General features: G+C 39.5%; 21 protein-coding genes. 18 read left to right on the top strand and 3 right to left on the bottom strand.

Features of this window, described 5'->3' with window-relative positions; translation table 11 throughout:
- The first annotated feature begins 151 nt into the window (after nucleotides 1–151).
- The 15 genes from EO122_RS07070 (at nucleotide 152) to EO122_RS07000 (ending at nucleotide 19,636) form a co-directional block, all read left to right on the top strand.
- Nucleotides 152–703 carry a DMP19 family protein gene (locus EO122_RS07070; protein WP_127009968.1) on the top strand — a complete coding sequence of 184 codons (552 nt, stop codon included), beginning with the start codon at nucleotides 152–154 and terminating at the stop codon, nucleotides 701–703.
- 117 nt (nucleotides 704–820) lie between these two features.
- Nucleotides 821–1,066 carry an immunity 17 family protein gene (locus tag EO122_RS07065; protein ID WP_127009967.1) on the top strand — a complete coding sequence of 82 codons (246 nt, stop codon included), beginning with the start codon at nucleotides 821–823 and terminating at the stop codon, nucleotides 1,064–1,066.
- 19 nt (nucleotides 1,067–1,085) lie between these two features.
- On the top strand, nucleotides 1,086–2,315 hold the full coding sequence (locus EO122_RS07060; RefSeq protein ID WP_127009966.1) for a DUF695 domain-containing protein: 1,230 nt from the start codon (nucleotides 1,086–1,088) through the stop codon (nucleotides 2,313–2,315).
- A 156-nt stretch (nucleotides 2,316–2,471) separates the two neighbouring features.
- Nucleotides 2,472–4,283: a translational GTPase TypA gene (gene typA, locus EO122_RS07055; protein ID WP_127009965.1), complete on the top strand. Its 1,812-nt coding sequence runs from the start codon at nucleotides 2,472–2,474 to the stop codon at nucleotides 4,281–4,283.
- 341 nt (nucleotides 4,284–4,624) lie between these two features.
- Nucleotides 4,625–5,476 carry a M48 family metallopeptidase gene (locus tag EO122_RS07050; protein WP_127009964.1) on the top strand — a complete coding sequence of 284 codons (852 nt, stop codon included), beginning with the start codon at nucleotides 4,625–4,627 and terminating at the stop codon, nucleotides 5,474–5,476.
- 210 nt (nucleotides 5,477–5,686) lie between these two features.
- The gene (locus EO122_RS07045) at nucleotides 5,687–9,094 is read left to right on the top strand and encodes a DNA polymerase III subunit alpha (RefSeq protein WP_127009963.1); all 3,408 of its coding nucleotides are present in this window, start codon (nucleotides 5,687–5,689) and stop codon (nucleotides 9,092–9,094) included.
- Nucleotides 9,095–9,104: 10 nt separating this feature from the next.
- Entirely contained in the window at nucleotides 9,105–10,841 is a 1,737-nt protein-coding gene (pyk, locus tag EO122_RS07040; protein WP_127009962.1) for a pyruvate kinase, read from the top strand.
- Nucleotides 10,842–10,847: 6 nt separating this feature from the next.
- On the top strand, nucleotides 10,848–11,549 hold the full coding sequence (locus EO122_RS07035) for a Bax inhibitor-1/YccA family protein (RefSeq protein ID WP_127009961.1): 702 nt from the start codon (nucleotides 10,848–10,850) through the stop codon (nucleotides 11,547–11,549).
- A gap of 99 nt (nucleotides 11,550–11,648) precedes the next feature.
- Nucleotides 11,649–12,551, top strand: coding sequence for a LysR family transcriptional regulator (locus EO122_RS07030; RefSeq protein ID WP_127009960.1), 903 nt, complete (start codon nucleotides 11,649–11,651; stop codon nucleotides 12,549–12,551).
- Nucleotides 12,552–13,093: 542 nt separating this feature from the next.
- Entirely contained in the window at nucleotides 13,094–14,515 is a 1,422-nt protein-coding gene (locus tag EO122_RS07025; protein ID WP_127009959.1) for a DASS family sodium-coupled anion symporter, read from the top strand.
- A gap of 122 nt (nucleotides 14,516–14,637) precedes the next feature.
- Nucleotides 14,638–14,907: a citrate lyase ACP gene (locus EO122_RS07020; protein ID WP_127009958.1), complete on the top strand. Its 270-nt coding sequence runs from the start codon at nucleotides 14,638–14,640 to the stop codon at nucleotides 14,905–14,907.
- Nucleotides 14,907–15,839: an aldolase/citrate lyase family protein gene (locus EO122_RS07015; RefSeq protein WP_127009957.1), complete on the top strand. Its 933-nt coding sequence runs from the start codon at nucleotides 14,907–14,909 to the stop codon at nucleotides 15,837–15,839. Before EO122_RS07020 ends, EO122_RS07015 begins: the two co-directional genes overlap by 1 nt.
- Nucleotides 15,829–17,379, top strand: a complete 1,551-nt coding sequence (gene citF, locus EO122_RS07010) for a citrate lyase subunit alpha (protein ID WP_127009956.1) — start codon at nucleotides 15,829–15,831, stop codon at nucleotides 17,377–17,379. The genes EO122_RS07015 and citF overlap by 11 nt, the downstream gene beginning before the upstream one ends.
- Nucleotides 17,380–17,586: 207 nt before the next feature.
- Nucleotides 17,587–18,309: a gamma-glutamyl-gamma-aminobutyrate hydrolase family protein gene (locus tag EO122_RS07005; protein ID WP_127009955.1), complete on the top strand. Its 723-nt coding sequence runs from the start codon at nucleotides 17,587–17,589 to the stop codon at nucleotides 18,307–18,309.
- A 1-nt stretch (nucleotide 18,310) separates the two neighbouring features.
- Nucleotides 18,311–19,636 carry an APC family permease gene (locus EO122_RS07000; RefSeq protein WP_127009954.1) on the top strand — a complete coding sequence of 442 codons (1,326 nt, stop codon included), beginning with the start codon at nucleotides 18,311–18,313 and terminating at the stop codon, nucleotides 19,634–19,636.
- Between the two features lie 74 nt (nucleotides 19,637–19,710).
- Here the strand turns inward: EO122_RS07000 and EO122_RS06995 are convergent, their stop codons facing one another.
- On the bottom strand, nucleotides 19,711–20,607 hold the full coding sequence (locus EO122_RS06995; RefSeq protein ID WP_126938261.1) for a LysR family transcriptional regulator: 897 nt from the start codon (nucleotides 20,605–20,607) through the stop codon (nucleotides 19,711–19,713).
- A gap of 381 nt (nucleotides 20,608–20,988) precedes the next feature.
- Between EO122_RS06995 and EO122_RS06990 the strand changes: the two genes are divergently transcribed.
- Nucleotides 20,989–21,198: a hypothetical protein gene (locus tag EO122_RS06990; protein ID WP_126938260.1), complete on the top strand. Its 210-nt coding sequence runs from the start codon at nucleotides 20,989–20,991 to the stop codon at nucleotides 21,196–21,198.
- Nucleotides 21,199–21,269: 71 nt separating this feature from the next.
- Here EO122_RS06990 and EO122_RS06985 read toward each other — a convergent pair whose 3' ends face one another.
- Entirely contained in the window at nucleotides 21,270–21,929 is a 660-nt protein-coding gene (locus EO122_RS06985) for a YigZ family protein (RefSeq protein WP_127009953.1), read from the bottom strand.
- Between the two features lie 270 nt (nucleotides 21,930–22,199).
- Here EO122_RS06985 and EO122_RS06980 point away from each other — a divergent pair, with 270 nt between their 5' ends.
- A complete protein-coding gene (locus EO122_RS06980; protein ID WP_127009952.1) occupies nucleotides 22,200–24,353 on the top strand; it encodes a cation-translocating P-type ATPase in 2,154 nt (717 codons plus the stop codon).
- A gap of 197 nt (nucleotides 24,354–24,550) precedes the next feature.
- Here EO122_RS06980 and EO122_RS06975 read toward each other — a convergent pair whose 3' ends face one another.
- A complete protein-coding gene (locus tag EO122_RS06975; protein ID WP_009353434.1) occupies nucleotides 24,551–24,739 on the bottom strand; it encodes a hypothetical protein in 189 nt (62 codons plus the stop codon).
- Nucleotides 24,740–25,132: 393 nt separating this feature from the next.
- On the opposite strand from EO122_RS06975, the gene EO122_RS06970 reads away from it, so the two are divergent.
- Nucleotides 25,133–25,954: a MerR family transcriptional regulator gene (locus EO122_RS06970; RefSeq protein ID WP_127009951.1), complete on the top strand. Its 822-nt coding sequence runs from the start codon at nucleotides 25,133–25,135 to the stop codon at nucleotides 25,952–25,954.
- Nucleotides 25,955–26,075 lie beyond the last annotated feature (121 nt).

Here is a 26,075-nt window from a genome sequence, read left to right as displayed (position 1 = left end):
GACGAACTGGATACCAAAAGAGTTATCTGTGAGTTAGAACTTGCATAAGTTTATTAATTACGAGAAGTAAAATATGAAACCTCCTATTTTAACAGAAAAATATTTTGAATACATCAATTAAGAAAATGAAAATATAGAGGAGACAATTGAAATGGGTGAAACAGAAAAGAAATTAACATACGCAAAGATTACCATAGAAAATATTAAAAGTTTAGATGAAAGCTCTTATTATGATGTTGTTGATCCAATGTGGGAAACAATTAATATTTATGAAGGATATGATGAGTATATTCAATCAGCGCAGACTTTCACTTTAGAGCAAAGATATTTATTAGCTATTACTTGGTATTTTGTAGAAGTAAATAATGGAGGTCATCATCAGTTTTTATATAATCCTACAGGGATAGTTTGGGAAGATGCAATAAAAGGTTTCAAACATTTTGGAATGGACGAATATGCAGGTAATTTTCAAAAAGTTGTAGACTATTGTGGTGGGACAATATCTTTTGGTAGAGAAGAAAGATACTATATGCTAGAAATGTTGGAAGAAAAATACGGAGAAGAATTTTTTAAGATATTAGATGAAGCCGATGATTTCATTTACGATTATGAAGGTGAAGAAAACGAACTAAACTACATCAAATCTCACCCAGAAAAGTTTGTATTTGAAGGAGAATACGAGAGCTTTTACAATCGGCGGTAAAAAAGAAAAAGTAATCTTCTAAAAAGTTGAGAGAATGGTGCTTGAGTGAAGAATCTTTAGCGTGTGAAAAAGAGAAATAATGAGAGAAATGCTTGATAGAGGAAGTGGATAAACGATATGGATGGAGTATTTGAATGGTTAAAGGCACATTACCAGTATGTCTTGATAGCAGGTGGACTACTATTTTTAATTGGTGCTATACGAGATTGGAAATGGGTATATCAAGCTACAGTCGGAGATAAGGCACGACACGCATTTATTTTTGAAGTGTGGGGTGAGAAAGGTTATAGAGTCTTTATAGGACTGTGTGGACTGTTACTTGCAATTTGTGGGGTTATATTTTTAATGTTTGATAAACGATAAAAAGTGGAGGTAACTTAACATGAAATGGAATTCAAAAAATCGCGAAGAATTTTTGGCGTATATTGAAAAGCTTACGGATGAAGATTCATATACAGAATGTATGACAGCATTGGAAAGCATCCCTATGGAAGAACGGGATTACCAAGTATGGTATCAGCTTGCTCGTGCTTATCAAAACTTTGCGATTATCGGCAATGATGATCAAGGAACACCTAGTTTTATTGGCGATAAATTTTTATTAAAATCGATAGATATTTTGAATTCGGTTAGAGATGAGGGGAAAGATAAAGCTGAATGGAATATGCGTATGGCATATGCCTATCAATATTTAACTCATGAGGAAGAAAAAGCGATTCCTTATGCCTTGCGTTGGGCGGAGTTAGATCCTGAGGATAAGGATGCATTATTAGTAGTAAAAGAGTGTAAAGAAGAAATAGAAAAAAGAGCAAATGTGGCTACGGAGAAAGTAATCAATCAAGAAGTTGGAGACATTGATGAAGAGTGGGGCGTTTATTTATGCAATTCATTTGCGTATGACTTGCCGGCTGTGATTAGAGTCAATTTAGCTCTTAGGGATTTTGAATATACTGCAAACTACCCTAAAAGATTACATTTACAAATATTATATAAGAATGCTGATGACAACGGTTTTCCTACAAGAGAAGAAGGGGAATATGTATATTCTATAGAAGATGCTGTAGAAGAGATTGTTAAACAACATGGAGACATGTTAGCAGGCGTTGTGAAATGCGATGAGCGGGTACGTATTTTTGCCTATACTAAGAATGGGTTGGGGTACTACGATGAAATTTCTGCGGTGATGTCAGAAAACTTCCCTGACTATGCCTATACATTGGCAGTAGTAGATGATCCTGGCTGGGAACTGTATTTTCAGGCACTGTATCCTGACAGATATGAATACCAAAGTATTATGAATATGAGGCTCATTGAGGATATTAAAAGTGATGGTGATAGTATGGTGCCGAGAGTGCTTGAACATTGCCTACTCTTTAAAACAGAAAAAAATGGAGAAGCCTTTTTAGCCAAAGTAATGGAAGACGGTTTTATAAAACTTTCATCAGAAAATCTGACCGACAATGAGGATATAGATAAGGAATATCCATATGTACTTGTCATTGGTAGGGAAGATGCTTTTGAAAATATAGATGAAATAGTCTGGTATCTTATGGATTTGGCAGAAGAGTTTGACGGGGAATATAGTGGCTGGGGATGCCATGTTGTAAAGTAATCTATTGTCACAAATGTTTGACTACTATAGATATGTTGTCATGAAAGTATGGCTATTTCCTTGTAAAATCCTAAAATAAAGTATATAATAGACTGTCGTAGTACGATTTGTACAAATATTAGGAATACCCTACTTAAGTAGATAAAGGAGTATAGAATGATTCGTGAAAATCTTCGCAATGTGGCGATTATCGCCCACGTTGACCATGGTAAAACAACGTTGGTAGACGCATTGCTTAAACAAAGTCATATTTTCCGTGATAATGAAAAAGTTGCTGAACGTGTAATGGACTCTAACGACCTAGAACGTGAAAGAGGGATTACGATCCTTTCCAAAAATACAGCCGTTATGCATAACGATGTAAAAATCAACATCGTGGACACACCGGGCCATGCTGACTTCGGTGGTGAAGTAGAACGTGTATTGAACATGGTTGACGGCGTATTGTTATTGGTTGACTCCTTCGAAGGTCCAATGCCACAAACGAAATACGTATTGCGCAAAGCTTTGGAACAAGGTTTGAAACCAATCGTGGTCATCAACAAAATTGACCGTCCAGACCAACGTGTTCATGAAGTAGAAGACGAAGTATTAGAATTGTTCATGGAATTGGAAGCAGACGATGATCAATTGGACTTCCCAGTGGTATACGCATCGGCTCGTGATGGCATTGCGAAAGCATCCATGGAAGATGATTCCACAGATATGACGGCATTATTCGATGTATTGATCAAAGAAATTCCAGCTCCAGAAGGCGACATCGATGGTCCATTGCAGTTCATGGTAACTACCCTTGACTATGATGATTTCGTAGGTAAAATTGCAGTAGGTCGTATTGTTCGTGGCCGTATGAAACCAAATCAACAAGTTGTGTTGATGAATGGTGAAAGCACTCGTAAAGGTAAAATTGGTCGTGTGTACACATATAATGGTTTGAATCGTGTAGAAACTGATGAAGCGGGCATGGGCGATATCATCGCTTTCGTAGGTATTGATGACATCAATATCGGTGAAACAGTGGCGGATGCAGAAAATCCAGAAGCACTACCAACCATCTCCATCGACGAACCAACATTGTCCATGATGTTCTCTGTTAATAACTCTCCATTCGCAGGTCGTGAAGGTGACTATGTAACAAGTCGTCATTTACGTGACCGTTTGTTCAAAGAAGTAGAAACTAACGTATCCATGCGTGTAGAAGAAACAGATTCTCCGGACTCTTTCAAAGTATCTGGCCGTGGCGAATTGCATTTGGCAGTATTGATTGAAACGATGCGCCGTGAAGGTTACGAATTACAAGTGGGTAAACCTCGTGTAATTTTCAAAGAGATCAATGGTCAAAAATGTGAACCATTGGAGCATTTAACGATCGACGTGCCACAAGAATTTATGGGCGCTGTTATGGAAAACTTGGGCGTTCGTAAAGCGGAGTTAATCAACATGGTGGAATTAGCTGGTTACTTACGTATGGAATTCGTAGTACCTGCTCGTGGTTTGATTGGTTTCCGTGCGCAATTCTTAACAGCTACAAAAGGTAATGGTATCATGAACCATGTATTCCATGGCTATGCACCATACAAAGGGGATATCCCAGGCCGTACGCGCGGTGCCTTGGTAGCTTTCGAAGACGGTGAAACGACACCATATGGCTTGAACTCTGTACAAGACCGTGGTACTTTATTCTTAGGTGCTAACGTGCCAGTATACACAGGCCAAGTTATCGGCGAAAATGCTCGTGAAAACGACATGGACGTAAACCCGAATAAAAAGAAACATGTTACTAACATGCGTTCTAGCTCCTCTGATGAGGCAGTTCGTTTAACACCTCCACGTATCTTCAGCTTGGAACAAGCTCTAGAGTGGATCAACGATGACGAATTGGTAGAAGTAACACCAGAAAACATCCGTATGCGTAAAGCGATCTTGGATCGTTCCGCTCGTGCGAAAGCAGCAAAAGCAGCAAAATAATTACATATGCTACATGGAGTAATTCCATTGAAAGACTTAGCTTCTATCTCTCAAAATAGAGAAACTGCGCATGGAAAGTATAAGGATGAATATAAAGGTCATGTATCTGAGAGGCAGCAGATAGAAGAAAAATGAAACAAGGCTGGAATTTGTAGGGTAATTGTGATATACTAACAGTAGCTAAAACAACAAGGATTATCTAGCATTGATAACACCAAAAAAAGCACAGGGTTGCCGCCCTGTGCTTTTTAGTTATGCAACGATATTTTGTTGTATTTTATAGTGGTGAAAGCCTATAATAGGTATATGACTAACATAGTATTAATGATATAGGAGACAGGATGAAGGAACTTCGCACACTGCCAGATGGTAGCATCACATATGAACTGCATAGAAAACACGTGAAGAACATGAATCTTCGTGTCACTACTAGTGGTGTAGTGCGAGTGTCTGTCTCTCCTCGTGTGCCATTAGGGATGATAGAAGCCTTCATCTGTCGTCATCGAGCTTTTATAGAAAAGGCACTACAAAACCGAAAGAACAGAGGAGGGCATCCCATGATACCTGCCTTAGATACAGAGATGATGGTGATGGGTCAGATGTATCGAGTCATATTAGAAAAGCCTCATACAGTATCTGCTTATTTGGAAACTTCTTCGCAGGGTAATTTAGTGTGTGGCAATTTGTTACAAGGTAAACCATCACAGAGGAATCTGTTATCACGCAATGCATCCAGCGGTAAACTATTACGAGGAAAATCATCTACCTATGCAGTAACAGTAGCAAACGATACATTGCTCGTACGATATCCAAGTGACCCCGAGACCATAGATGCTAGCAAAGTAGAACGCATGTGGCTTACCTTTTGGAAAATCCTAGGGCAGGACTTCATGGAAAAGTTAGCAAAACAAGTTCATGATGAATTTCGACAAGCAGGGTATACAGTGCCGAGACCGACTGTGCGCTTGCGATATATGACAAGCCGTTGGGGCTCTTGTATGCCTTTCAAAGAAACGATTACTATGAATACACGATTGCTCTTAGGACCTACCAAGTTTGCTCACTATGTGATGGTTCATGAATTTGCACACTTCATCGAGGCGAACCATTCGTCACGATTTTACAAGGTCATGAGCGATGTGTTGCCGAACTGGAAACAAGTGAAAGAGGAGATGAAGACATATTATACATAAATTTACCTAGCATCGATGTACCAAGCAATACATGTATCAAATAAAACAACGTCTATGTAATTTGCTGTGCGAATTACATAGACGTTTTTAAGTTTGAAAGCATGCAGTAATTGATAGGTGTCAAATGCTTTCACGGTACACTGAAATATGCAATGTATGGTATAATAAAGGGAATGAAAGCATACTGTGTTACGTTATTGAGGAGGGCCCATGAGACCATTTGTACATCTGCATAGTCATAGTGAATATAGCCTCATTGATGGCATTAGCCGATTGCCACAAATGGTGAGTCGTGCGAAAGAACTCAATATGCCTGCTCTAGCATTAACGGACCACGGTAATATGTATGGGGCCATATATTTTTATAAAGAGGCAATGGCACAAGGCATCAAACCCATCTTAGGATGCGAAGTGTATGTCACCGAAGGCAGTCGTTTTGACCGACCTGAAGGCAAGAGCTATGAACGATTAAAGCATTTAATTCTCTTAGCAGAAACCATGGAAGGATACGAGAACATTGTAAAAATTGTGTCGAAATCCTCCACAGAAGGGTTCTACCGCAAGCCTCGTGCAGACCGAGAGTTGCTGTCTACTTACAATAAAGGAATCATTGCTTTGAGTGCTTGTATTGCAGGGGAAATTCCGCAACTGATTTTGCAGGACAACATTGAGGGAGCTCATCGTGCTTTGGAATGGTATTTGGAGACCTATGGAAAGGATAACTTTTTCCTAGAAATTCAGAACCATGGAGACCCAAAGGAATTGCGTGTGCAAGATGTATTAGTAGAGATGGCGGAGCAGTATGGTGTAGGACTTGTGTGTTCCAATGACTTTCACTATGTCTATGCCGATGATGCAGAAGCTCATGATATCAAGGTATGTATTGCTACGGGTGCAAGGCGGAATGATATAGATCGTATGAAGTTTTTCAGTAATGAGTTTTACATGAAAAGCGGCGATGAAATGGAAGAACTCTTTGGACATATTCCAGAAGCCTTGGATAATACGCTGAAAATTGCGGAACGTTGTCATGTAGAGTTCAATTTTGATGCCCACCATTTGCCAAAATTTGATGTACCAGAAGGGGAAACAGCACATTCTTATTTGCGCAAAGTCTGCGAGTCCTATATTCCTCAATTCTACCCAGAGGTAACACCGGTATTACAAGAGCGACTCGATTATGAGTTAGGTGTTATTAGTCGCATGGGCTTTGAAGATTACTTCCTCATCGTTTGGGACTATGTCAAATATGCGCGTGAACATGGGGTACTAGTAGGCCCAGGTCGTGGTAGTGCAGCAGGTTCTGTAGTAGCCTATTTACTGGGAATTACAGGTCTAGATCCTATTAAATATGATTTGCTCTTTGAACGGTTCTTGAATCCAGAGCGGGTGAGCATGCCTGATATCGATATCGACTTTTGCTATGAAACTCGCAATAAGGTCATCGACTATGTGACAGAAAAATATGGACAAGAGCGAGTGGCACAAATTATTACCTTTGGTACCGAGGCGGCTCGTGCCGTCATCCGTGACGTAGGTCGAGTGCTAGATATGCCTTTGCCAGAGGTGAATCGACTAGCAAAAATGATTCCTAATGAATTGGGTATTACGTTAAAAAAAGCTTTAGAAGTAAAAGAACTCAAAGACTTGTATGATACAGACGAATCCGTAAAAGAATTATTTGATCTTTGCTTGCGCTTAGAAGGAATTGCTCGTAACTCTTCTACCCATGCAGCAGGGGTCGTAATTTCAGCGGCGCCTCTAGATGAGTATGTGCCGGTACAAAACTCTAATGAAGATGGTTTTGTCACGCAATATGATAAAGATAATATCGAAGAACTAGGCCTATTGAAGATGGACTTTTTGGGGCTTCGTACGTTGACGGTGATGGGCGAGGCATTACGCCTCATTAAGGAAAATCATGGTGTCGAGTTAGACTTGGATGCCATTCCATTAGATGACAAGGCGTCTTGTGAAATCTTATGTAAAGGGGAAACCGCAGGTGTCTTCCAATTAGAGTCCGAAGGGATTACTAAACTGGTGATGGACTTAAAACCAGAACATTTTGAAGATTTAATTCCTTTAGTGGCCCTTTATCGTCCGGGACCGTTGGGATCTGGTATGGTAGAAGATTTCATCAAGCGTCGTCACAAAGAAAAAGAAGTGACCTATTTACACCCTATATTAGAGCCTATTTTAGAGGACACATTTGGAGTTATTTTATACCAAGAACAAGTTATGCAGATTGCCTCCGCTATGGGTGGATTCTCGTTAGGCCAAGCGGATTTAATGCGCCGTGCTATGGGAAAGAAAAAGGAATCGGTACTAAAAGCACAACGAGATTCCTTTGTGACTGGTTCTGTGAATAATGGTATTGATGAGAAGCTAGCCAATGAAGTATTTGATCTCTTGCTATACTTTGCAGGCTATGGATTCAATAAATCCCACTCTGCCGCCTATGCGTATATTGCGTATCAAACAGCGTATTTGAAAGCCCATTATTTCCCAGAATTCATGGCTGCTACTATGACAAGCTTTATGGGTAACATGGATAAAATGACGAATTACATCAATATTTGTAAGGCGAAACAAGTGGCAGTATTAGGCCCAGATATCAATCACTCAGAGCGTATGTTTACTGTACAAGAGGGTCAAATTCGCTTTGGCTTAGGTGGTATTAAAAATGTGGGCGATAATGCTATCGAAGAGTTGCTAGCAGAGCGAAAGGCAAATGGGCAATTTACTTCCATTGTTGATTTCTGCGAACGCATCCCATATCGTGTGGTCAATAAGCGACTATTGGAAAGTTTAATTCGATGTGGAGCGATGGATTCTTTCAAAGAAAACCGCAATCAATTGTTACAAATTTATGAGCAAGCGCAAGGTATTGGTTCGAAAGGCCAAAAAAGTAGTGCTATTGGTGCCGTTAGTTTATTTGCAGATGTGGAAGAAATGGAGACAATCCATGTCCCAGATTTGCCAGACTTGCCAAAAGATTTAAAACTAAAAGATGAAAAAGAATACACTGGATTCTATATTACAGGCCACCCATTGGATGCCTATCGTCAAGAATTGACGGACTTGTTTCAGGTAGGGCGCTTGAGGGAAAATCCAGAATCATTTGATAGGAAAGTGTTGACTGTCGGTGGATTAATTACAGATAAAGTAGATCGAATTACGAAAAATCGACAAGAAAAAATGTGTACCTTAACGGTAGAAGATTTTACGGGTACCGTACAAGTTGTGGTATTCCCACAGGCGTATCAGAAAGCACATATGTTATTGCAACGAGATGCTGTGGTAGCTATCGAGGGACGTATTGATGCGGATGAAAAGGGTGTGCAGCTCATAGCTACATCGGTACAACCATTAAAAGTTGAATATGGGAAAGTTCGACAGATTCGTGTTCATATAGATCGAGCACATGATACACCACAAGTAAGTCAACAGTTGCAAAGGTTATTACAAGAATTACCAGGAGACACCCCCGTTTCTCTATTCTTAGAAACACAAAAGAGAACGCTAGCGGTGAATCGTAGTTTTTATTTTACTCCATCGAAAGAGTCCATTGGACGTGTGCAAGCCTTATTAGGGGCGAATGCAGTGGAGTTACTATAAGGAGACAAAGATGGATAAAAAAACTAAAATTGTTTGTACCATGGGACCTAGTACAGATACCTTGGAAATGGTAGAATCCCTGTTGCGAGCAGGCATGAATGTAGCACGGTTCAATTTTTCTCATGGTACTCATGAGGAACAAGCAAAGCGTATAGAGCTCGTTCGCTTAGCCTCTACTAGAACGGGGATTCCTGTAGCTTTAATGTTAGATACAAAGGGGCCAGAAATTCGTCTTGGATTGTTTAAAGATGGTAAAGTATGTTTAGAAGAAGGACAAGCTTTCACTTTGACCACAAGAGATGTGGAAGGAACAAAAGAGATTTGCTCTGTGAATCACGCTGAGTTACCAGAAGATGTAAAAGATGCTAAGCAAATTCTATTATCCGATGGCCTTGTGACATTGCGCATTGATTCTATTGATGGTACTGAGATTCATACAACTGTTATGAATACAGGTATGATGAGTAATCGTAAACGAGTGGCTGTACCAGGAGTATCCTTATCTTTGCCACCAGTGTCGGAACAAGACGAAAAAGACTTGGTATTTGGTTGTGAAATGGGCGTGGACTATGTGGCAGCTTCTTTCATGCAACGGGCCAGCGATGTAGTAGCAATTCGTCGTATTTTGGAATCCAAAGGGGCAGATATTCGCATCATCTCTAAAATTGAAAATGAAGAAGGTCTTAACAATTTAGATGAAATTTTAGAAGTGTCCGATGGATTGATGGTAGCCCGTGGTGATTTAGGCGTAGAAATTCCAGCCGAAGAAGTGCCAGTGTTGCAAAAAATGATGATTCAAAAATGTAATGCTGCCTCCAAGCCTGTTATTACAGCGACACAAATGTTAGAGTCCATGGTAAGTAACCCTAGACCTACCAGAGCAGAAGCTAGTGACGTAGCCAATGCTATTTTAGATGGTACAGATGCAGTCATGTTATCTGGGGAAACTGCAGGTGGGGACTATCCATTGGAAGCGGTGACCACTATGGCTCGGATTGCGAAGGTAACGGAAACATCTGATTTGTATGTGAATAGTAATCATACAGTACCGTTGGAAGAAGCGAAAACGACAGATGCTATCTGTTCCGCTACAGTAGAAGTAGGTCGTTCTTTAGGGGCTGGTGCCATCATTACATGTACTGAATCTGGCGTTACAGCCATGAGCATTTCCCGTCATCGTCCGAACTGCCAAATTATTGCAGTCACACCACATGAAAGTGCCTTGCGCCGCATGCAGTTGTATTGGGGCGTGAAAGCTATCCAAGGCCCATCCCATTCCAACTCTGATGAAATGGTACACTGCGCTATGAGTGCGGCCTTAGGAGAAGGATTAATTCAATCTGGTGACTTGGTAGTAGTGACAGCTGGCGTACCGTCCGGTTTGTCTGGTACAACCAATATGATTCGTGTTCATGTAACTGGTAATGTATTGATTAAAGGTCGTGGAGTTGGTAAACTGTCTGTAACGGGGCCAATTCATCACGGTGATTCTACAGACCCTATGGCAGATGGCAGTATCTTAGTCGTTCGTGACCTAGAACCAGAATATATGGAACTAGCAAAACGAGCAGGTGCTATTATTACTGCAGAAGAAGGATATACATCGACAGCAGCTATTGCAGGTATTCAGTTTGGTATTCCTGTGATTTTGGGAGCCCATGATCAATCGCAACTAGTGAATGGTCAAGTGGTAACTGTGGATGGTATTCGTGGTAATGTATATGAAGGAATTGCAAACGCAAGATAGGAGGATATGATGGATTATCATGTACCAACAAGTGCTGATGTAGCAGTAGTGGAACAAATTGTAAGTCGTAAATTAAGAAATTCCATGCTTTGGATGGTATGGGGATTATTAACAACTATTGTGATTGCTGTAATGGCTATTACAAACCAAGGATGGTTTCATTTTGCAGGGTCTCATTTCAAACTGTTAATGCTAGTAGAATTGGGCGTTGTATTTTTGTTTTCAGCGCGACAATATACAGCATCGAATACGTTTTTGAAAGTGATGTTTTTCCTGTACTCTATCCTGAATGGTTTGACATTAACCGTAGTGGCATTGCATTATTCAGCGAATGCAGTACTCTATGCATTTACAGGCGCCATCGCAGTGTTTGCTAGTTTTGCCTTTTTGGGGATTGTGGTTAAAAAAGATTTGTCTGGACTGGGCACATTCTTATTTGGCGCTGTCATAGCACTTGTCATAGCAAGCCTCATTATGATGTTCTTTGAAGTGAGTAGCTTTGCTAGTTTAGTGTATAGCTATATTTCTGTAGGCATTTTTTCCTTGTTTGTTATGTATGATATTTATAGTATCAAACGGACAATTATGGAAGTTGCTTACGAAGATGAAAGTGTTTTAGAGCGAGTTGAGTTAATTGGGGCATTAGGGTTATACCTAGACTTCATTAATATATTTATTAACTTGTTGCGCATTTTCGGCCGTCGCTAAGATATGATATAATACTAAGTGTAGGGGGAGCAGTGAAGCTCCCCCTTTGTATGTAATTCTAGATGCTAAATTCATATATAGATGGTAAGGAGGGGTGGTATGGAAGCTAAAGAATGGCAAACCTTTGTGACTGTAGTAGAAGAAGGAAATATTACAAAAGCGGCAGAGAAGTTATTTCTTTCACAGCCAGCATTGAGCTATCGGCTAAAACAAGTAGAAGACATTCTAGGACGCCCTCTGTTAATCCGTACCAATGATGGTATTGCGTTAACAGCGGAAGGTGAATTATATTATGACTATTGTCGCCGTATGATTCGCTCTAGAGAAGAGTTGCGTCAAAATATTGGCAAAGTAACAGGGAAAATTCAAGGAACCCTAAAAATAGCAGCGTCCATTAATTTTGCAGATTATGAACTTCCACATTTATTGAACAATTTTACAAAACAATACCCTAATATTCGTATTGAAGTGAAAACGGGCTATAGCTCACATGTGAATAAAATGTTTAACTCAGGGGAAGTGATGATCGCCTTTGCTCGTGGTGAATATAATCATGTAGAAAATGGAATTCGTTTATTTGATGAGCCCTATTGCTTAGCCTATAAGCATCCTGTAGAATATGAAGAACTACGTGAGATTCCCATGATTAACTATCGCACAGATGGATCAATTGCCACAGTAGTGGAAAACTGGAAAAAAGAACATAGTGTAGGAGATGTGCGGCCAGCAATGGAATTAGATTCTATGGTAACATGTCGTCATTTTGTTCGTGAAGGCTTAGGCTGGGCTATATTGCCGTATATGGGCTTAGGTAGTTGTCGTGAGCATGGCATCTATGTAGAACCACTGCACATGAAAGATAACCGCCCTCTAGTCCGATCTACCTACTTGTTCCATGATGCAGTGAGCACTAAATTAATTGCTGTAAAAACTTTCATTGATTATGTAACAGACTATTACGCAAATCATCAAATTGTTACATTACCTGGATATACTGTGTAGAGAATGTTATTTTATTGTATATTAGCGGATATAGCCTAACAGAGGTTATGATTCTCTTATAAAAATATATTGCAAAGGATAGTTTCTAAGTATGGAAGCTATCCTTTTTTGCATGATATGTATATGAAAGCTGATAAATGAAGTCGAATATATAGATCAGAGGATATAGTTTAGTTCTATATAAAAGTAGCAATGATTCAGTATATCTATCAAAAAAATAGTGGAAAATATACATGGGTTAGTGATAAATCGCAGTATATAGGCGTTAACTATATATTCCTAAAATGCATGAACAATGGATTTTTCGTAACTATAAATTTTTTATAAGCTCCATAAGGGATTTTTATTTTTCCCTTTTAAAATGATTGGATATAATGGGAGCGTAGAAAGACCTAGATATTTGCACATTCTAGTATTCTAGTAAGTGGTGAACCGCCCTTATATAGTATTTAATTATATAGTTAGTTTCACGTTTATAGAAAGTAAGAGTGCAATCGACGTAGGCAATGTTTTTTATATCTTATGTAGTAAGGAGACACAAGATGAACAAAAAAATCATCAATGCCTTGATTACGTGGGCTATACCACTGGTAATCTGGTTCACTCCAGCTCCAGAAGGCTTAGCTGACGGCGCTTGGAAATTATTTGGCTTTTATTTAGCCGCTATCGTAGGTTTGGTGTTAAAACCATTCCCAGCTCCAGTAGCAGTATTATCTGCCATTGGTGCATCTGCATTATTCTTAAATAATCCGAAAGAAGTATTGTCCGGATATGCATCCACTACAACTTGGTTGATCTTTGCAGCATTCTCCATTTCTGTAGCCTTCGTAAAAACAGGTTTGGGTCGTCGTATCGCGTACCATATGATCGATGCATTTGGTCATACTACACTTCGTCTTGGCTATGTAACAGCGTTGTTGGACGGAATTATTTCCCCAGCTACACCATCTAATACAGCTCGTTGTGGTGGTATCGTATTCCCAATCATGAACTCCGTAGCGAAATCCTTAGGTTCTGAACCTGGTGAAACAGCGAACAAAGTGGGTCGTTACTTAATGACTAATACATATATGGTAACAAAAGTAACATCCCTTTTATTCTTAACAGCGATGGCACCTAATGCATTGGCAGCGGATTATTTCAAAAAAATCCTAGGCCTTTCCATTGACTGGGTAAATTGGGCAGTGGCTTTATTCGTACCTGGTTTAATCTTATTGTTAATCACACCATTTGTTACTTATGCATTGAACAAACCTGAATTGAAAGAAATCGACAATAAGAAAATTGCTCGTGAAGGGTTAGCAGAATTAGGTCCTGTATCTACAGGTGAAAAAGTATTAATTGCTATTTTCTTCTTATCCTTACTTGGTTGGGCATTGCCATCTATCCTAGGAATGGTAGGTATTAAATTTAAATTAGATGCGACAGCAGTAGCACTAGTAGCGATGGTATCTTGCTATATGTTCGGCGCCATCAAATGGGAAGACGCTCTTCAAAATAAAGGTGGCTGGAACACATTGATCTGGTTCGGTGGTATCCTTGGTTTATCCGGCGCTTTAACAAAAGCAGATTTCTTTACCTGGTTAGCAAAAGTGTTAGAAGCACAAATGAACTTTGGACACCATGAAATGTTGGCTCTTGTGGTGATTGCCGTATTGTCCGTAGCGGTTCGTTACTTATTCGCATCTGGCAGTGCCTACATTGCAGCGATGGTACCAGTATTCTTTACAGTAGGCAAAGTAGCGGGTATTGATCCTTGGACATTAGGTCTTGTGATCTTCATGACAAATGCCTTTGGTGGCGCTGTCACTCACTTCGGTGGTGGGCCTGGTCCAATCATCTTCGGTGAAGGTTACAATGAAGTACGCCAATGGTGGGTAACTGGTGCTGTGATTGCCGTATTAGGTCTAGTGGTAACACTTGGTTTTGGCCCAATTTGGTGGTCCATCGTAGGCTTTATCTAATAAGCTAGGCTCTATCAGGTAGATAGACAGTATCTTTGGTTAATGAAGTCAGAATCCAGTGATTCTATATCACTGGTCTCTGACTTTTCATACTATATTCCCTATGAGAGAAAGGATTGACTATGAAACATCTAGTGAAAGCAGCTATGGCTGGCTTTGATGAAAAAAATGATGTATTGGTAACGGTTGAACCAATTGCATCTGGTATCGAAGTAGAATTAAAATCAAAAGTTGAGCGTGCTTATGGTAAGCATATTCGTGCTTTCATCGAAACCACTGTAAAAGAAGCAGGGTTTGATGGCGTGAAAGTAACGGCTATCGACAAAGCCGCTTGGGATTATACGATTAAAGCCCGTGTATTGGGTGCATTAGAAAGAGGGAGCGAAGCATAATGAGTCGATTAACTGAATTAGCAAAAAAACGTTTATCTCGTTCCATGATGTTCGTACCTGGTAACACACCTAAAATGATCAACAGTGCTGATATCCACGGTGCAGACTCCATCATGTTTGATATTGAAGACTCCGTAGCAGTTACAGAAAAAGATACTGCTCGTTTACTAACAGCAGAAGCTTTGAAAACTTTAAAATTCAAAGGTGAAACCGTGGTTCGTATCAACCATCCAACACAAACTCCATATGGTTATGCTGACCTTGATGTCATCGTACCAGCAAAACCTAACTTGATTCGTCTTCCAAAAACAGAAGATGTATCTGAAGTAGAAATCGTTGCTAAGAAAATTGAAGAAGTAGAAAAAGCGAATGGTTGGGAAGAAGGTACTATCAACATTATCGTAGCTATCGAATCTGTAAAAGGTCTATACAATGTACGTGAAATCGCACAAGGTCCTCGTGTAGTAGCAATCGCACTTGGTGCAGAAGATTACCGTGCTGACCTTCGTACAGGTAAACATAAACCAGCTCATGAATTGTTATTTGCTCGTCAAACGATCCTTCATGCAGCTCGTGAAGCAGGTATTCGTGTGCTTGACACAGTATTTTCCGATGTGAAAGATCCACAAGGCTTCCGTGAAGAAGTAGAATTCATCAAAGCATTAGGTTATGATGGAAAATCTTGCATTCACCCAAGCCAAATCAAAATTATCCATGAAGTGTTCACGCCAGATGAAAAAGAAATTGCTCATTCTGTAAAAGTGTTGAACTCCTATGCAGAAGCACTTCGCAACAATAAAGGCGTTATCGCTGTAGATGGTAAAATGATTGACGGTCCTATCGTAGTACGTGCACAACGCGTGGTAGATAAAGCCCGTGCAGCAGGTATCAAAGTAGAGCTTGAGGAAGGAGCAGAAATCGATGTTAAATAAAATTGGTCGTGACATTCCTATGGAATTAGAATGCCTTCAAGGTCGTCGTCTCTATGAAGGACAATTTGCAATGACAGAAACTGGTACACGTGCAGGTAAACCAGTAAAACTTCACACTCCAGGTGAAGATAAATTGCTAGGCTCCATTGATGAAGCCATCGAAAAAGTAGGTTTGAAAGATGGTATGTCTATTTCCTTCCACCATCATTTACGTAATGGTGACTATGTAATGAAATTAGTTATGGACCGTGTACAAGCCAAAGGAATCAAAGATATTACAATCCTTAACTCTTCCTTAGCTCCTTGTCATGAGTTCTTAATTGATATGATTAAAGATGGTACAGTAACAGCCATCGAAACATCTGGTCTTCGTGATGCATTGGGTAAATTCTTAAGCTTGAACCCAGGCGTATTAAAACGCCCAGTAGTAATTCGTTCCCATGGTGGACGTGCTCGCGCAGTTTGCACTGGAGAAGCTCATATTGACGTAGCTTTCATGGGCGTACCTGCTTGTGACCGTCGTGGTAATGCTACAGGTCGTAAAGGCAAATCTGCTTGTGGTGCGTTGGGCTATGCTATGGTTGACTCCCACTATGCAGATCAAACTGTATTGTTAACAGATAACTTAATTGACAATGTATACCCAATCTCCATCCCTCAAACAGATGTAGACTACATCGTAGAAGTAGAGGCTATCGGTGATCCAGAAGGTATCGCATCTGGTGCTGTAGGGATTACGAAAAACCCTGTACAAATCAAAATTGCTGAAATGGCAGCAGAATTCCTTGATCAAGCTGGCATTATCCAAGAAGGTTTCTCTTTCCAATTGGGCGCTGGCGGAGCTCCATTAGCAGTGGCGAAATTCATCGGTGAAAAATTAGAGAAAAAAGGCGTTGTTGGTGGATTCGGTGTTGGTGGCGCCACAGGCGTACTAGTAAGCATGCTTGAAAAAGGTCATATCAAAGCAATTTATGATACGCAAACATTCGATACAACAGCAGCGGCATCCTTGGATAACAATCCAAATCATATTGAAATGAGCGCATCCATGTACGCAGACCCAACTACAGACTGCATGACAAACTACTTAGACGTAGTATTCTTGGGCGCTACAGAAATCGATACAGATTTCAACGTAAACTGCATGACTGACTCCAATGGTATCTTGATGGGTGCTTCTGGAGGTCATTCCGATACAGCAGCAGGTGCAAAAGTAACAGTTATCACATGCCCATTGATTCGTGGTCGTTTGCCAATGATTCGTGAACGTGTGGAAACTGTTATCACACCAGGTGAAAGTATCGACGTATTAGTCACAGAACGTGGTATCGCGATCAATCCAAATCGCCAAGATTTAATTGAACGTTTCAAAGATTCCAACTTGCCAATTTACACAATTGAAGAGTTACAACAAATGGCGTACGACATGGTTGGTAAACCAGAAGGTATTACAGTATCTCAAGACCCTAAAGATGTAGTAGCTATCATCGAATATCGTGATGGATCCATCATCGACGTAGTACGTAAACCATTGCTATAATTATATAGGTATGTATAAGAAACAGAGATTAGACTATCATAGTTTAATCTCTGTTTTTGTGTATTTAGACTCATATGTTCTAACCTGATTGTATAAAAAGATATACAAGATAACTATAGATAGAATACGGAATGCAGTTGTATTATCTATGCATATCCTTTATCATAGGTATAGACTCATACAAAAGTAGTAAGGAGAGTGATGTGTATGAAACAACCATTAATTGGTATCTCAGGTTCTCATATGATCGATCAGGGAGGACCATTTCCTGGATATAAACGATCCTATGTGAATGATGACTATGTACAGTCTGTATTAGAAGCAGGTGGGATTCCGGTGATTATCCCTTTTCAAGAGGATGAAGCTACATTGAAAGCATTGGTAGAACGCTTAGATGGGCTCATCCTTTCTGGAGGTCACGACATTGCACCTCAATTCTATGGAGAAGAACCAGAACGTGGCTTGGGTGAGATTTGGCCAGAACGTGATATCTTTGATATGCGTTTATTAGCCTTTGCAAAGGAAAGACGTATACCTATTATGGGAATTTGCCGGGGACATCAGATTATAAATGTAGCTCATAAAGGGTCTTTATATCAGGACTTACCAGCCTTTGCTACAATTAAACATTCCCAAAGTCAAAGAGCAGAGCTACCGACTCACTCTATGGTCATCGAAAAAGATTCTGAACTGTATACACTGCTAGGTGAAGAAGTGATGGTGAACTCCCATCATCATCAAATTGTAAAAGAAGTAGGCGAAGGATTGCGTGTAGTAGGTCGTGCGAAAGATTCTGTTGTTGAAGCGATGGAAGGCACAGAGTATCCATATTTACGGACCTACCAATTCCATCCAGAAATGATGCGTCATACAGATTTAAATAAGGTAATTTTTGAAGATTTTGTATTGGCGGCTCAGAAAGAGGTGTAGTATGGAACAAAAAACAAGTAAATTTGGATTTTGGAGTATTGTCTTATTAGGGATTAATGCCATTGTGGGAACGGGTATTTTCTTGCTACCTAATAAAGCCTACGCATTGATTGGCCCAGCTAGTTTGGGTGTGTTACTATTTGATGCATTTTTAGCAATTTGTATTGCTCTGTGCTTTGCAGAAGTAGCAGGTTTTTTTACACGTAATGGTGGACCGTACTTATATGCGAAGCATGCGTTAGGAGATTTTTGGGGCTTTGAAGTAGGCGTCTTGAAATGGATTGTTGTCCTCATCGCTTGGGCTGTTATGGCGGTGGGATTTGCTACTGCTTTAGGTGCTGCAATTCCAGCATTATCTGGAGATTTTATGAAAGATGTCATCGCCACTATTATTATCGTTCTGTTAACGATTATTAATATTATTGGCGTCAATATGACAAAGATATTAAATAATTTGATTACCGTATCTAAGCTTGTTCCTTTATTTGCATTTATTGTAATTGGTTTATTTGCTATCAATGGCAGTAACTTTACTCCATTTGTACCAGATTTTGTAGAACTTTCAGATGGTGGAGTATCTGGGTCTTTCGCGGCGGCCGCTATTTTGTTATTCTTTGCCTACACTGGTTTTGAAGCCATTGCTGTAGCAGCAGAAGATATGGAAAATCCGAAGAAGAATCTTCCTCGTGCTATTATTACGGTGATGATTATTGTATCTGTATTGTATATGCTTGTTTTAGCAGTGTGTATTGGTATCATGGGAGATGCCTTGGCTAATGACAAAGCACCATTACAAACTGCATTTGGTCAAATTATGGGGCCTTGGGGAATGTATTTCGTATTAGCAGGTACATTGTTGTCTATGGGCGGCATTAATATTGCGCAATCCTTCTTGGGACCACGCATTGCTACTTCTTTGGCAGAAGATGGTATGTTGCCGAGTGTTCTAGCAAAACGTACAAGCTGGGGTACACCGGTGGTGGCTTGTATTGTTACTGGAATACTCAGTCTATTATTAGCATGGAGTGGTAGCTTCGTACAGTTGGCGGCGATTAGCGCAGTCTCTCGATTCACACAATATTTACCAACTTGTATTTCTGTTATTATTTTCCGTAAAAAATGGGCTCACAAAGAACGTCCTTATAAAATACCTGGTGGCATCATTATCCCTGTGATTGCGATCATCACATCGATTTGGATGTTGGCACAAGCAAAAACAGAACAATTGATTTGGGGACTTGGTGGATGCGTCATTATTTTACCTTTATATTTCTTGTACTTGAATAAGAAACAACGAGGGTTACTAAAAGAAACAGATGAATTATAGTCCATAATTATATACGAAAAGGCTAGTTGAATGAAATCAACTAGCCTTTGTTAGTTTGCATAGGTTCTTGAAGATTAAGAACCAGCATGAGCTTTATAGAATTCTAAAAATTGTTGTGCCACCATGGATAAAGGTTGCCCTTTGATCGTGATGAAAGCTTTATAGAATGTATTGGTCAGCTCTGATAGTTTAATGCGAGTCATATCGGGATGTGATACAGTTTCTTGTCCATCCATAGGGATGATAGCAATAGTTCTACCTGATTGAGCCCATTCGATGGCAGAGCTTTTAGTAGTGGTCACAGAAATGACATTTAATGAAGAGAAGTCATTGTGGTGTGCTTGCATAAGCATGCGTACAGAACCACCAGACAAACTGAGCGGGCATTTGGAAATGTCTTTCCAAGAAATGCTTTCTAAGTCTCGATCTGTCCAAAATAAATCCTTGCGGAATAGAGCATATAAATCTTCAGCTTCCGTATATAAAATATCAAATTTATTGGAATCAACCATTTGCTCATTACAAAGACCAATTTCAGCACTACCATTTAATAAAGATTCTGTTACATCTGTCATTAATCCTTCGTATATCTCATAACGAACGATAGGATATTGACGGGAGAAAAAGTGTAAATATTGTTGTATCAATGCAGTGGACCGAGATGCGGACGAAGCAATGCGCAACGTGCCTTCTACTTCAGAGCTAAGGCGTTTTACATCAGCATAGGTAGACTCTTCAATGGAACATAATTGCTGTGCTTTCTCATAGAAAATACGGCCTGCTTCTGTCAGGTGAAAGCTAGCTCCACGTTGGCCACGCTTGATCACTAAGAGGGGGGTACCAAACTCTGCTTCTAAGTACTTGAGTTGCTTACTTAAAGCTGGTTGAGTAATGTGCAGTATCTCTGCTGCTTGCGTCATATTCCCCGTTTGTACTAAGATGATAAAATTATAATAGTAAGATGTATCCATGGTATCCTCCTAAACATACGTAGTCAGATGTCATGTTAGTTCATTTCTATTCATGGGCGCACATCATCGTACAATAGAACTTCTTATTGTTAACCTTTACTTTATTATTGTACTATAAATTTTCAATTTCGTCTTCTATTATTCTTATATTAATATACATGAAATATAGTATTATAAAAATAATGGGCATATAACGATATAAAGTCATTAGAGTAGGGGCATACAAATGATTCAGTATATATAATGAATAGTCATAAGATAATAAGTACCTGTAATTTTACAAATGAAGAGCACTATTGTATACTGTATATATAGAATAGGGCTTAGTGCGACAAATACTATAGAATATGCACATGTAATGGTAAGAAAGGAAGTGGCTATATGGGTTTATTAACAACATGGCTTGAACATTTAAAAGAACATCGCTTAGAATCTTGTGAATCTAGCCAATGTAAGGATAATCATATTAAAGGCTGGCCACATCCATGGACGTCTGAATTACATGATGAAGAAGCGGTAGGCGAATTTGTATCTGAGTGTTGCAAAACAAAATGTATGGATTCCTTAGAGAAGGAATCATCTGATACATAGCATGAAAGCCACAGTGAAGGAAAACACTGTGGCTTTTTTCTATAGTGTTCGCTGTTACTGTGAAGCTGACTCTACTCTTCAGCGGTTGAAAAAGAGTAGGGTAATTCTACCATGCGAATGTCTTGTAACTCCCAGAGCAAATTACCACCTGTGAGATTCGTGATAGTAGTTTCTAACTCACTTACAAAACTTGGTTCCACATATATTTCTAAAGAAATGGTATCTGTAAATGTTGATTGATAGGGGAGTTCCAATGTTTGCAGTTGTCGTTCCACAGATCCAAAGTAGGAATAGTCGATGGTAAGAGATACAATTTGCCGAGGTGCAATGAGCAATTTAGGCCCTTCTTGAACAGCTTTTGCTACACTATGAGAGTAAGCCCGAATCAATCCACCGGCACCTAACTTGATACCACCAAAATAGCGAGTGACTACGACAGCCACATTGGTAATCGTAGTTTTTTTCAACACTTCTAGCATAGGTTTACCAGCTGTACCAGAAGGTTCTCCGTTATCTGAGGAGCGCTGTTGTTCTTGGCGTGGTCCAATGGCATAGGCCGTGCAGTTGTGGGTAGCATCCCAAAATTCTTTAGAAATGCGTTGAATAAAGGCTTGAGCCTCTTCTTCTGTAGATACAGGGGCAATGGTAGCTATAAAATGAGACTTTTCAATGATATATTCAGTTCTGAATTCATTGGCGATGGTAATATAAGAATGAGGTATATCTGACATAGGAACTCCTGTATAAGAACAATAAAAATTAGTTTACAAGTCTTGTATATCTATAGTATAACATAAGTTAGTATCATGCCGTTGGGTATAAAGTATGGTCTTTAAAAGGCACAGTAAAATAACTTGTATTAACATGTTTGGTTAGACAGCCCATAGCAATCAAAATCGTATATGGTATATACTAGAAAAAAGATGGGATATGTGTTAATATATTCACATTAAGAAATTTAGGTATCTTTCACATAGAAGCAAATAGCATGAGGAGGAATTATGCATAAAGAAGAGTTTTCTATTATAGGCATGCATTGCGCAGCCTGCGTAGGACGTGTAGAAAAAGTAGTACAAAAATTAGAGGGTGTAGCTGATGTAAAAGTCAACTTGCTCACCAACAAAGGTACAGTCACATACACAGAGGATAGCGCTATTGGTGCGACAGAAGTGATTGCAGCCATTGAAAAAATAGGCTTTGGTGCTCATATTGCTACTGATGAAGGAGGCGTGGTAGAACAACCATCCCATAAAGGGCAATACATCCGATTAGGGGTGGCTGCTCTCATGGCAATTCCGATGATGGTATCCATGATGGGACATTATTTCTGGCAGTGGCCGATGCTATCTCATGAAATTGAGTTGGTCTTAGCTACGATTGCTCAATTTGGATCAGGCTGGATTTTTTATACGAGTGCCTTTGCGGCCATTCGCAGTGGCACGCTCACTATGGATGTATTAGTAGCATTGGGTACGTCCGTGGCGTATGGGTTTAGTATTTATCAGATGGCAGTGGGACACCATGAGATGTACTTTGAAACTTCTGCATGGTTGATTACTTTCATCTTATTAGGAAAATTGTTAGAAGACATTGCAAAGGGGCGTACTTCGGAAGCAATTCAAAAATTAATGGCCCTACAACCTAGTGTAGCTCATGTGGAACGAGATGGACAGTGGATGGATATTCCAACTAAAGATATTATTGTTGGTGACAAAATCCAAGTTCGTGCTGGTGAAAAAATCCCTGTGGATGGCATTATCTTAGAAGGTAACTCTACAGTGGATGAAGCGATGTTGACGGGTGAAAGTGTGCCAGTAGAGAAAGGTCCTTCTAGTCAAGTTATGGGGGCTACCGTCAATGTATCGGGCTCTTTTATTATGAAAGCTACTGCCATAGGAGAGGCAACGATGTTGTCGCAAATCATTAAAGTAGTAGAGCAAGCACAAGCCTCGAAAGCGAGCATTCAGCGTATAGCTGATGTAGTGGCATCCTATTTTGTTCCTGTAGTCATTGGTATTGCCATCCTTACTATGGGGATTTGGTATTTCGGATTAGGTTCCACAGTAGGAGATGCTTTATTGTACGGCACAGCTGTGCTTGTCATAGCTTGTCCTTGTGCTCTAGGTTTGGCTACTCCAACTTCTATCATGGTCGGATCAGGATTAGGAGCTGAACATGGTGTGCTTATTAAAAGTGCAGAATTTTTAGAAAAAGCAGGTCATATCAATGCCATCATCATGGATAAAACTGGGACTTTAACGGAAGGAAAGCTATCTGTTACGAAAGTGATATATACAGCAGGTGATGAAATGTATAACTTAGCTTTCACGGTGAATCTTGAAAAAGGATCTACACATCCTATTGCACAAGCCATTGCTAAATACGGTGCTAGCAAAGGCGTGCCACAAATAATCGTGAAAGACTTCCAAGATATTCCAGGAAAAGGATTGGAAGGACGTATAGCGGATAAATTGATTCGGGTTGGTCATACTCGCTGGATGCAAGAACTAGGTGTTGATATCACGCCATGGCAAGTGGAGATCCACAGTCTGGAAGAACAAGGCAATTCTGTATCCATCTTGTTAGTAGACGGTACAGTACACGGTATTTGGGCTGTAGCAGATACATTGCGTCCAGAAACTCCTGAGGTTGTAAAGGCTTTACAAGAGCAAGGCATCGATGTGTGGATGGTGACAGGAGACAATGCGCGTACAGCGAACTATATAGCTGCCCAAGCAGGAATTACTCACGTAGTAGCGGAAGTACTGCCACAAGATAAAGCAAATACCATCGCCACATTACAAAGTCAAGGAAAATCCGTTGGCATGGTGGGAGATGGTATCAATGATGCGCCAGCTTTAGCGCTAGCAGATATTGGATTTGGTATCGGTCATGGTACGGACGTAGCCATTGAGGCGGCGGATATCGTATTAGTGCGAAATGATTTGCGAACTCTTGTACAAGCAGTAAACATTAGTCGTAAAACAATGACCAACATTAAGCAGAATTTATTTTGGGCTTTAATTTTTAACTGCATTGGCATACCATTGGCAGCCGCAGGATACTTGAGCCCAATCATTGCGGGTACAGCCATGGCCTTCAGTTCTGTTACCGTGGTAAGTAATGCGCTGCGGTTAAAACGAGCACATGTATAAACAAAGATTTTAGTTGCTGATACTAGAACTCTAGGAAATTAGAGTTCTAGTAATCTAGCGATGAGATTGTAAATTGGATATAAAAATAGAACCCCAACTCAAGGGAAGAAGAGTTGGGGTTTTGTTTCGGACAACGTCCTATCTATTTCACTCAAAGGTTGGGGTATATTCTAATAGTATGGGCGTACATATTTGAATCAACCTTTTTTGTGCTTACATTTACCAGCTGTGTTACCGCTCATAATACGGTTGAACATAGCGTGGATTTCCTCGGAAGATTGACCTTCTTCACGAGCTGCTTCGATGTGGCGCATTGCCATATCGTAGCGGGCTAACTTTTCTGGGTCATTTGCGTAAAATTCGCGACCTTTGTGTCCACATGCCATGGGTATAGCCTCCTTATTCAATAGTTTATACTTATTAACTTGCTCGATGAGAACTCCTGTACAACTTGTGTACCTGTCCTCTGGTATTATAGTAAAGGATATGGTTATAGTGGAGTCAACTAAGAAATATAATTATTTTTAAAATACTTATAAATCTCTGTTAAGTGCTGATACTATCGTGTTTTAGGTGAATAAGAAGAGAATAGAGTTACTTTTTTATGAGAATTAATTAAGTTATTGATAAAAACACATGAATGAAAGTCAATATATGAAAAATCCCACAGTTGTGCTATAGTATAGATGCATATAAAACTACATACCCATAGTGCAGTTTTAGCATGAGTGGGCAGTAATTACACAAAATGAATATAAATAAAGGGAAGACGGGGACATATGCGAGACATTTATATGACAATAGGAGATGTATCAAAAATATATGGTATATCAAAGCAGACGATTTTATATTATGAAAAATTAGGTTTATTTCCGCCAGCAAAAATTGAAGACAATGGGTATAGGTATTACACATTAGAGGAATGTTATCGATTAGAGATTATTTTAACATTAAAAAAATTAAACTTATCTTTAAAAGACATTCAAGATTATGTGGAACATCGGGGACCACAGATGTTAAAGACACTGTTGGAAGATGCTCGGTATGGATTTGATCGTGATATTAACGATCTATACACCAATAAAATGCATTTAGAGAGAACCTTATTTAACTTAGAACGATATTTAAAAATACCTCAAAATCGATTGTTCTTTGGTATGAAAGAAGAATCTTTTTATGTGTTAACTCCCTATGATGCGAAAGAAAAGGGGAAGAAAAAACTATTTACCTTGATACAACATCAGGCTCAGCTATTGCATGAAGTTCCTTTTAAAGAGGTGAAGATTGGTATGGCCATTGACGGTGAAGCTTATGAAAAAGGTGATATTACAAACTATAGTCATTACTGTACAGATGTAGGCTTTGATTACGAGGGAGAGAGGGAAATCATAACGCGACCTCGAGGCATGTATTTGGAATTATTTTATACAGGGCTCTATGAAGAGCAAGCATCGTGGATCTATGAGAAGGTAAGTAGTTATCTCTCTTATGAAGGATTACAGATTGCAGGATCCGTGTATATAGAACCAGTGCGTAATTATTGGACGGAAACAGATAGAAGTAGCTATTTATCTAAAATTACAATACCTGTAGAAGAATAGGTAGCGTTTTAATAATATACAATATAACAAATTGTATATTGAAAAAACATTTACTTTGTCACTATGGTGAAGTTACACTTCAATGAGTGTTTATGTAATGCAAATCTAAGTTTTTTTAATG

It is taken from the genome of Veillonella sp. CHU110 (assembly GCF_003992255.1).
In the GTDB taxonomy this organism is placed as follows: domain Bacteria; phylum Bacillota; class Negativicutes; order Veillonellales; family Veillonellaceae; genus F0422.
Note: the sequence above shows the minus strand (reverse complement) of the source record. Positions and strands in the feature narration are given on the sequence as shown.

What these genes read in the sequence shown, in the direction of transcription:
- EO122_RS07015 (WP_127009957.1), top strand. Translation starts at nt 14,907, where the DNA reads ATGAGTCGATTAACTGAATTAGCAAAAAAACGTTTATCTCGTTCCATG.
- EO122_RS07045 (WP_127009963.1), top strand. Translation starts at nt 5,687, where the DNA reads ATGAGACCATTTGTACATCTGCATAGTCATAGTGAATATAGCCTCATT.
- EO122_RS07070 (WP_127009968.1), top strand. Translation starts at nt 152, where the DNA reads ATGGGTGAAACAGAAAAGAAATTAACATACGCAAAGATTACCATAGAA.
- EO122_RS07065 (WP_127009967.1), top strand. Translation starts at nt 821, where the DNA reads ATGGATGGAGTATTTGAATGGTTAAAGGCACATTACCAGTATGTCTTG.
- EO122_RS07035 (WP_127009961.1), top strand. Translation starts at nt 10,848, where the DNA reads ATGATGGATTATCATGTACCAACAAGTGCTGATGTAGCAGTAGTGGAA.
- EO122_RS07050 (WP_127009964.1), top strand. Translation starts at nt 4,625, where the DNA reads ATGAAGGAACTTCGCACACTGCCAGATGGTAGCATCACATATGAACTG.
- pyk (WP_127009962.1), top strand. Translation starts at nt 9,105, where the DNA reads ATGGATAAAAAAACTAAAATTGTTTGTACCATGGGACCTAGTACAGAT.
- EO122_RS07030 (WP_127009960.1), top strand. Translation starts at nt 11,649, where the DNA reads ATGGAAGCTAAAGAATGGCAAACCTTTGTGACTGTAGTAGAAGAAGGA.
- EO122_RS06985 (WP_127009953.1), bottom strand. Translation starts at nt 21,929, where the DNA reads ATGTCAGATATACCTCATTCTTATATTACCATCGCCAATGAATTCAGA.
- citF (WP_127009956.1), top strand. Translation starts at nt 15,829, where the DNA reads ATGTTAAATAAAATTGGTCGTGACATTCCTATGGAATTAGAATGCCTT.
- EO122_RS06990 (WP_126938260.1), top strand. Translation starts at nt 20,989, where the DNA reads ATGGGTTTATTAACAACATGGCTTGAACATTTAAAAGAACATCGCTTA.
- typA (WP_127009965.1), top strand. Translation starts at nt 2,472, where the DNA reads ATGATTCGTGAAAATCTTCGCAATGTGGCGATTATCGCCCACGTTGAC.
- EO122_RS06970 (WP_127009951.1), top strand. Translation starts at nt 25,133, where the DNA reads ATGCGAGACATTTATATGACAATAGGAGATGTATCAAAAATATATGGT.
- EO122_RS07060 (WP_127009966.1), top strand. Translation starts at nt 1,086, where the DNA reads ATGAAATGGAATTCAAAAAATCGCGAAGAATTTTTGGCGTATATTGAA.
- EO122_RS07025 (WP_127009959.1), top strand. Translation starts at nt 13,094, where the DNA reads ATGAACAAAAAAATCATCAATGCCTTGATTACGTGGGCTATACCACTG.
- EO122_RS06975 (WP_009353434.1), bottom strand. Translation starts at nt 24,739, where the DNA reads ATGGCATGTGGACACAAAGGTCGCGAATTTTACGCAAATGACCCAGAA.
- EO122_RS07020 (WP_127009958.1), top strand. Translation starts at nt 14,638, where the DNA reads ATGAAACATCTAGTGAAAGCAGCTATGGCTGGCTTTGATGAAAAAAAT.
- EO122_RS07000 (WP_127009954.1), top strand. Translation starts at nt 18,311, where the DNA reads ATGGAACAAAAAACAAGTAAATTTGGATTTTGGAGTATTGTCTTATTA.
- EO122_RS06980 (WP_127009952.1), top strand. Translation starts at nt 22,200, where the DNA reads ATGCATAAAGAAGAGTTTTCTATTATAGGCATGCATTGCGCAGCCTGC.
- EO122_RS06995 (WP_126938261.1), bottom strand. Translation starts at nt 20,607, where the DNA reads ATGGATACATCTTACTATTATAATTTTATCATCTTAGTACAAACGGGG.
- EO122_RS07005 (WP_127009955.1), top strand. Translation starts at nt 17,587, where the DNA reads ATGAAACAACCATTAATTGGTATCTCAGGTTCTCATATGATCGATCAG.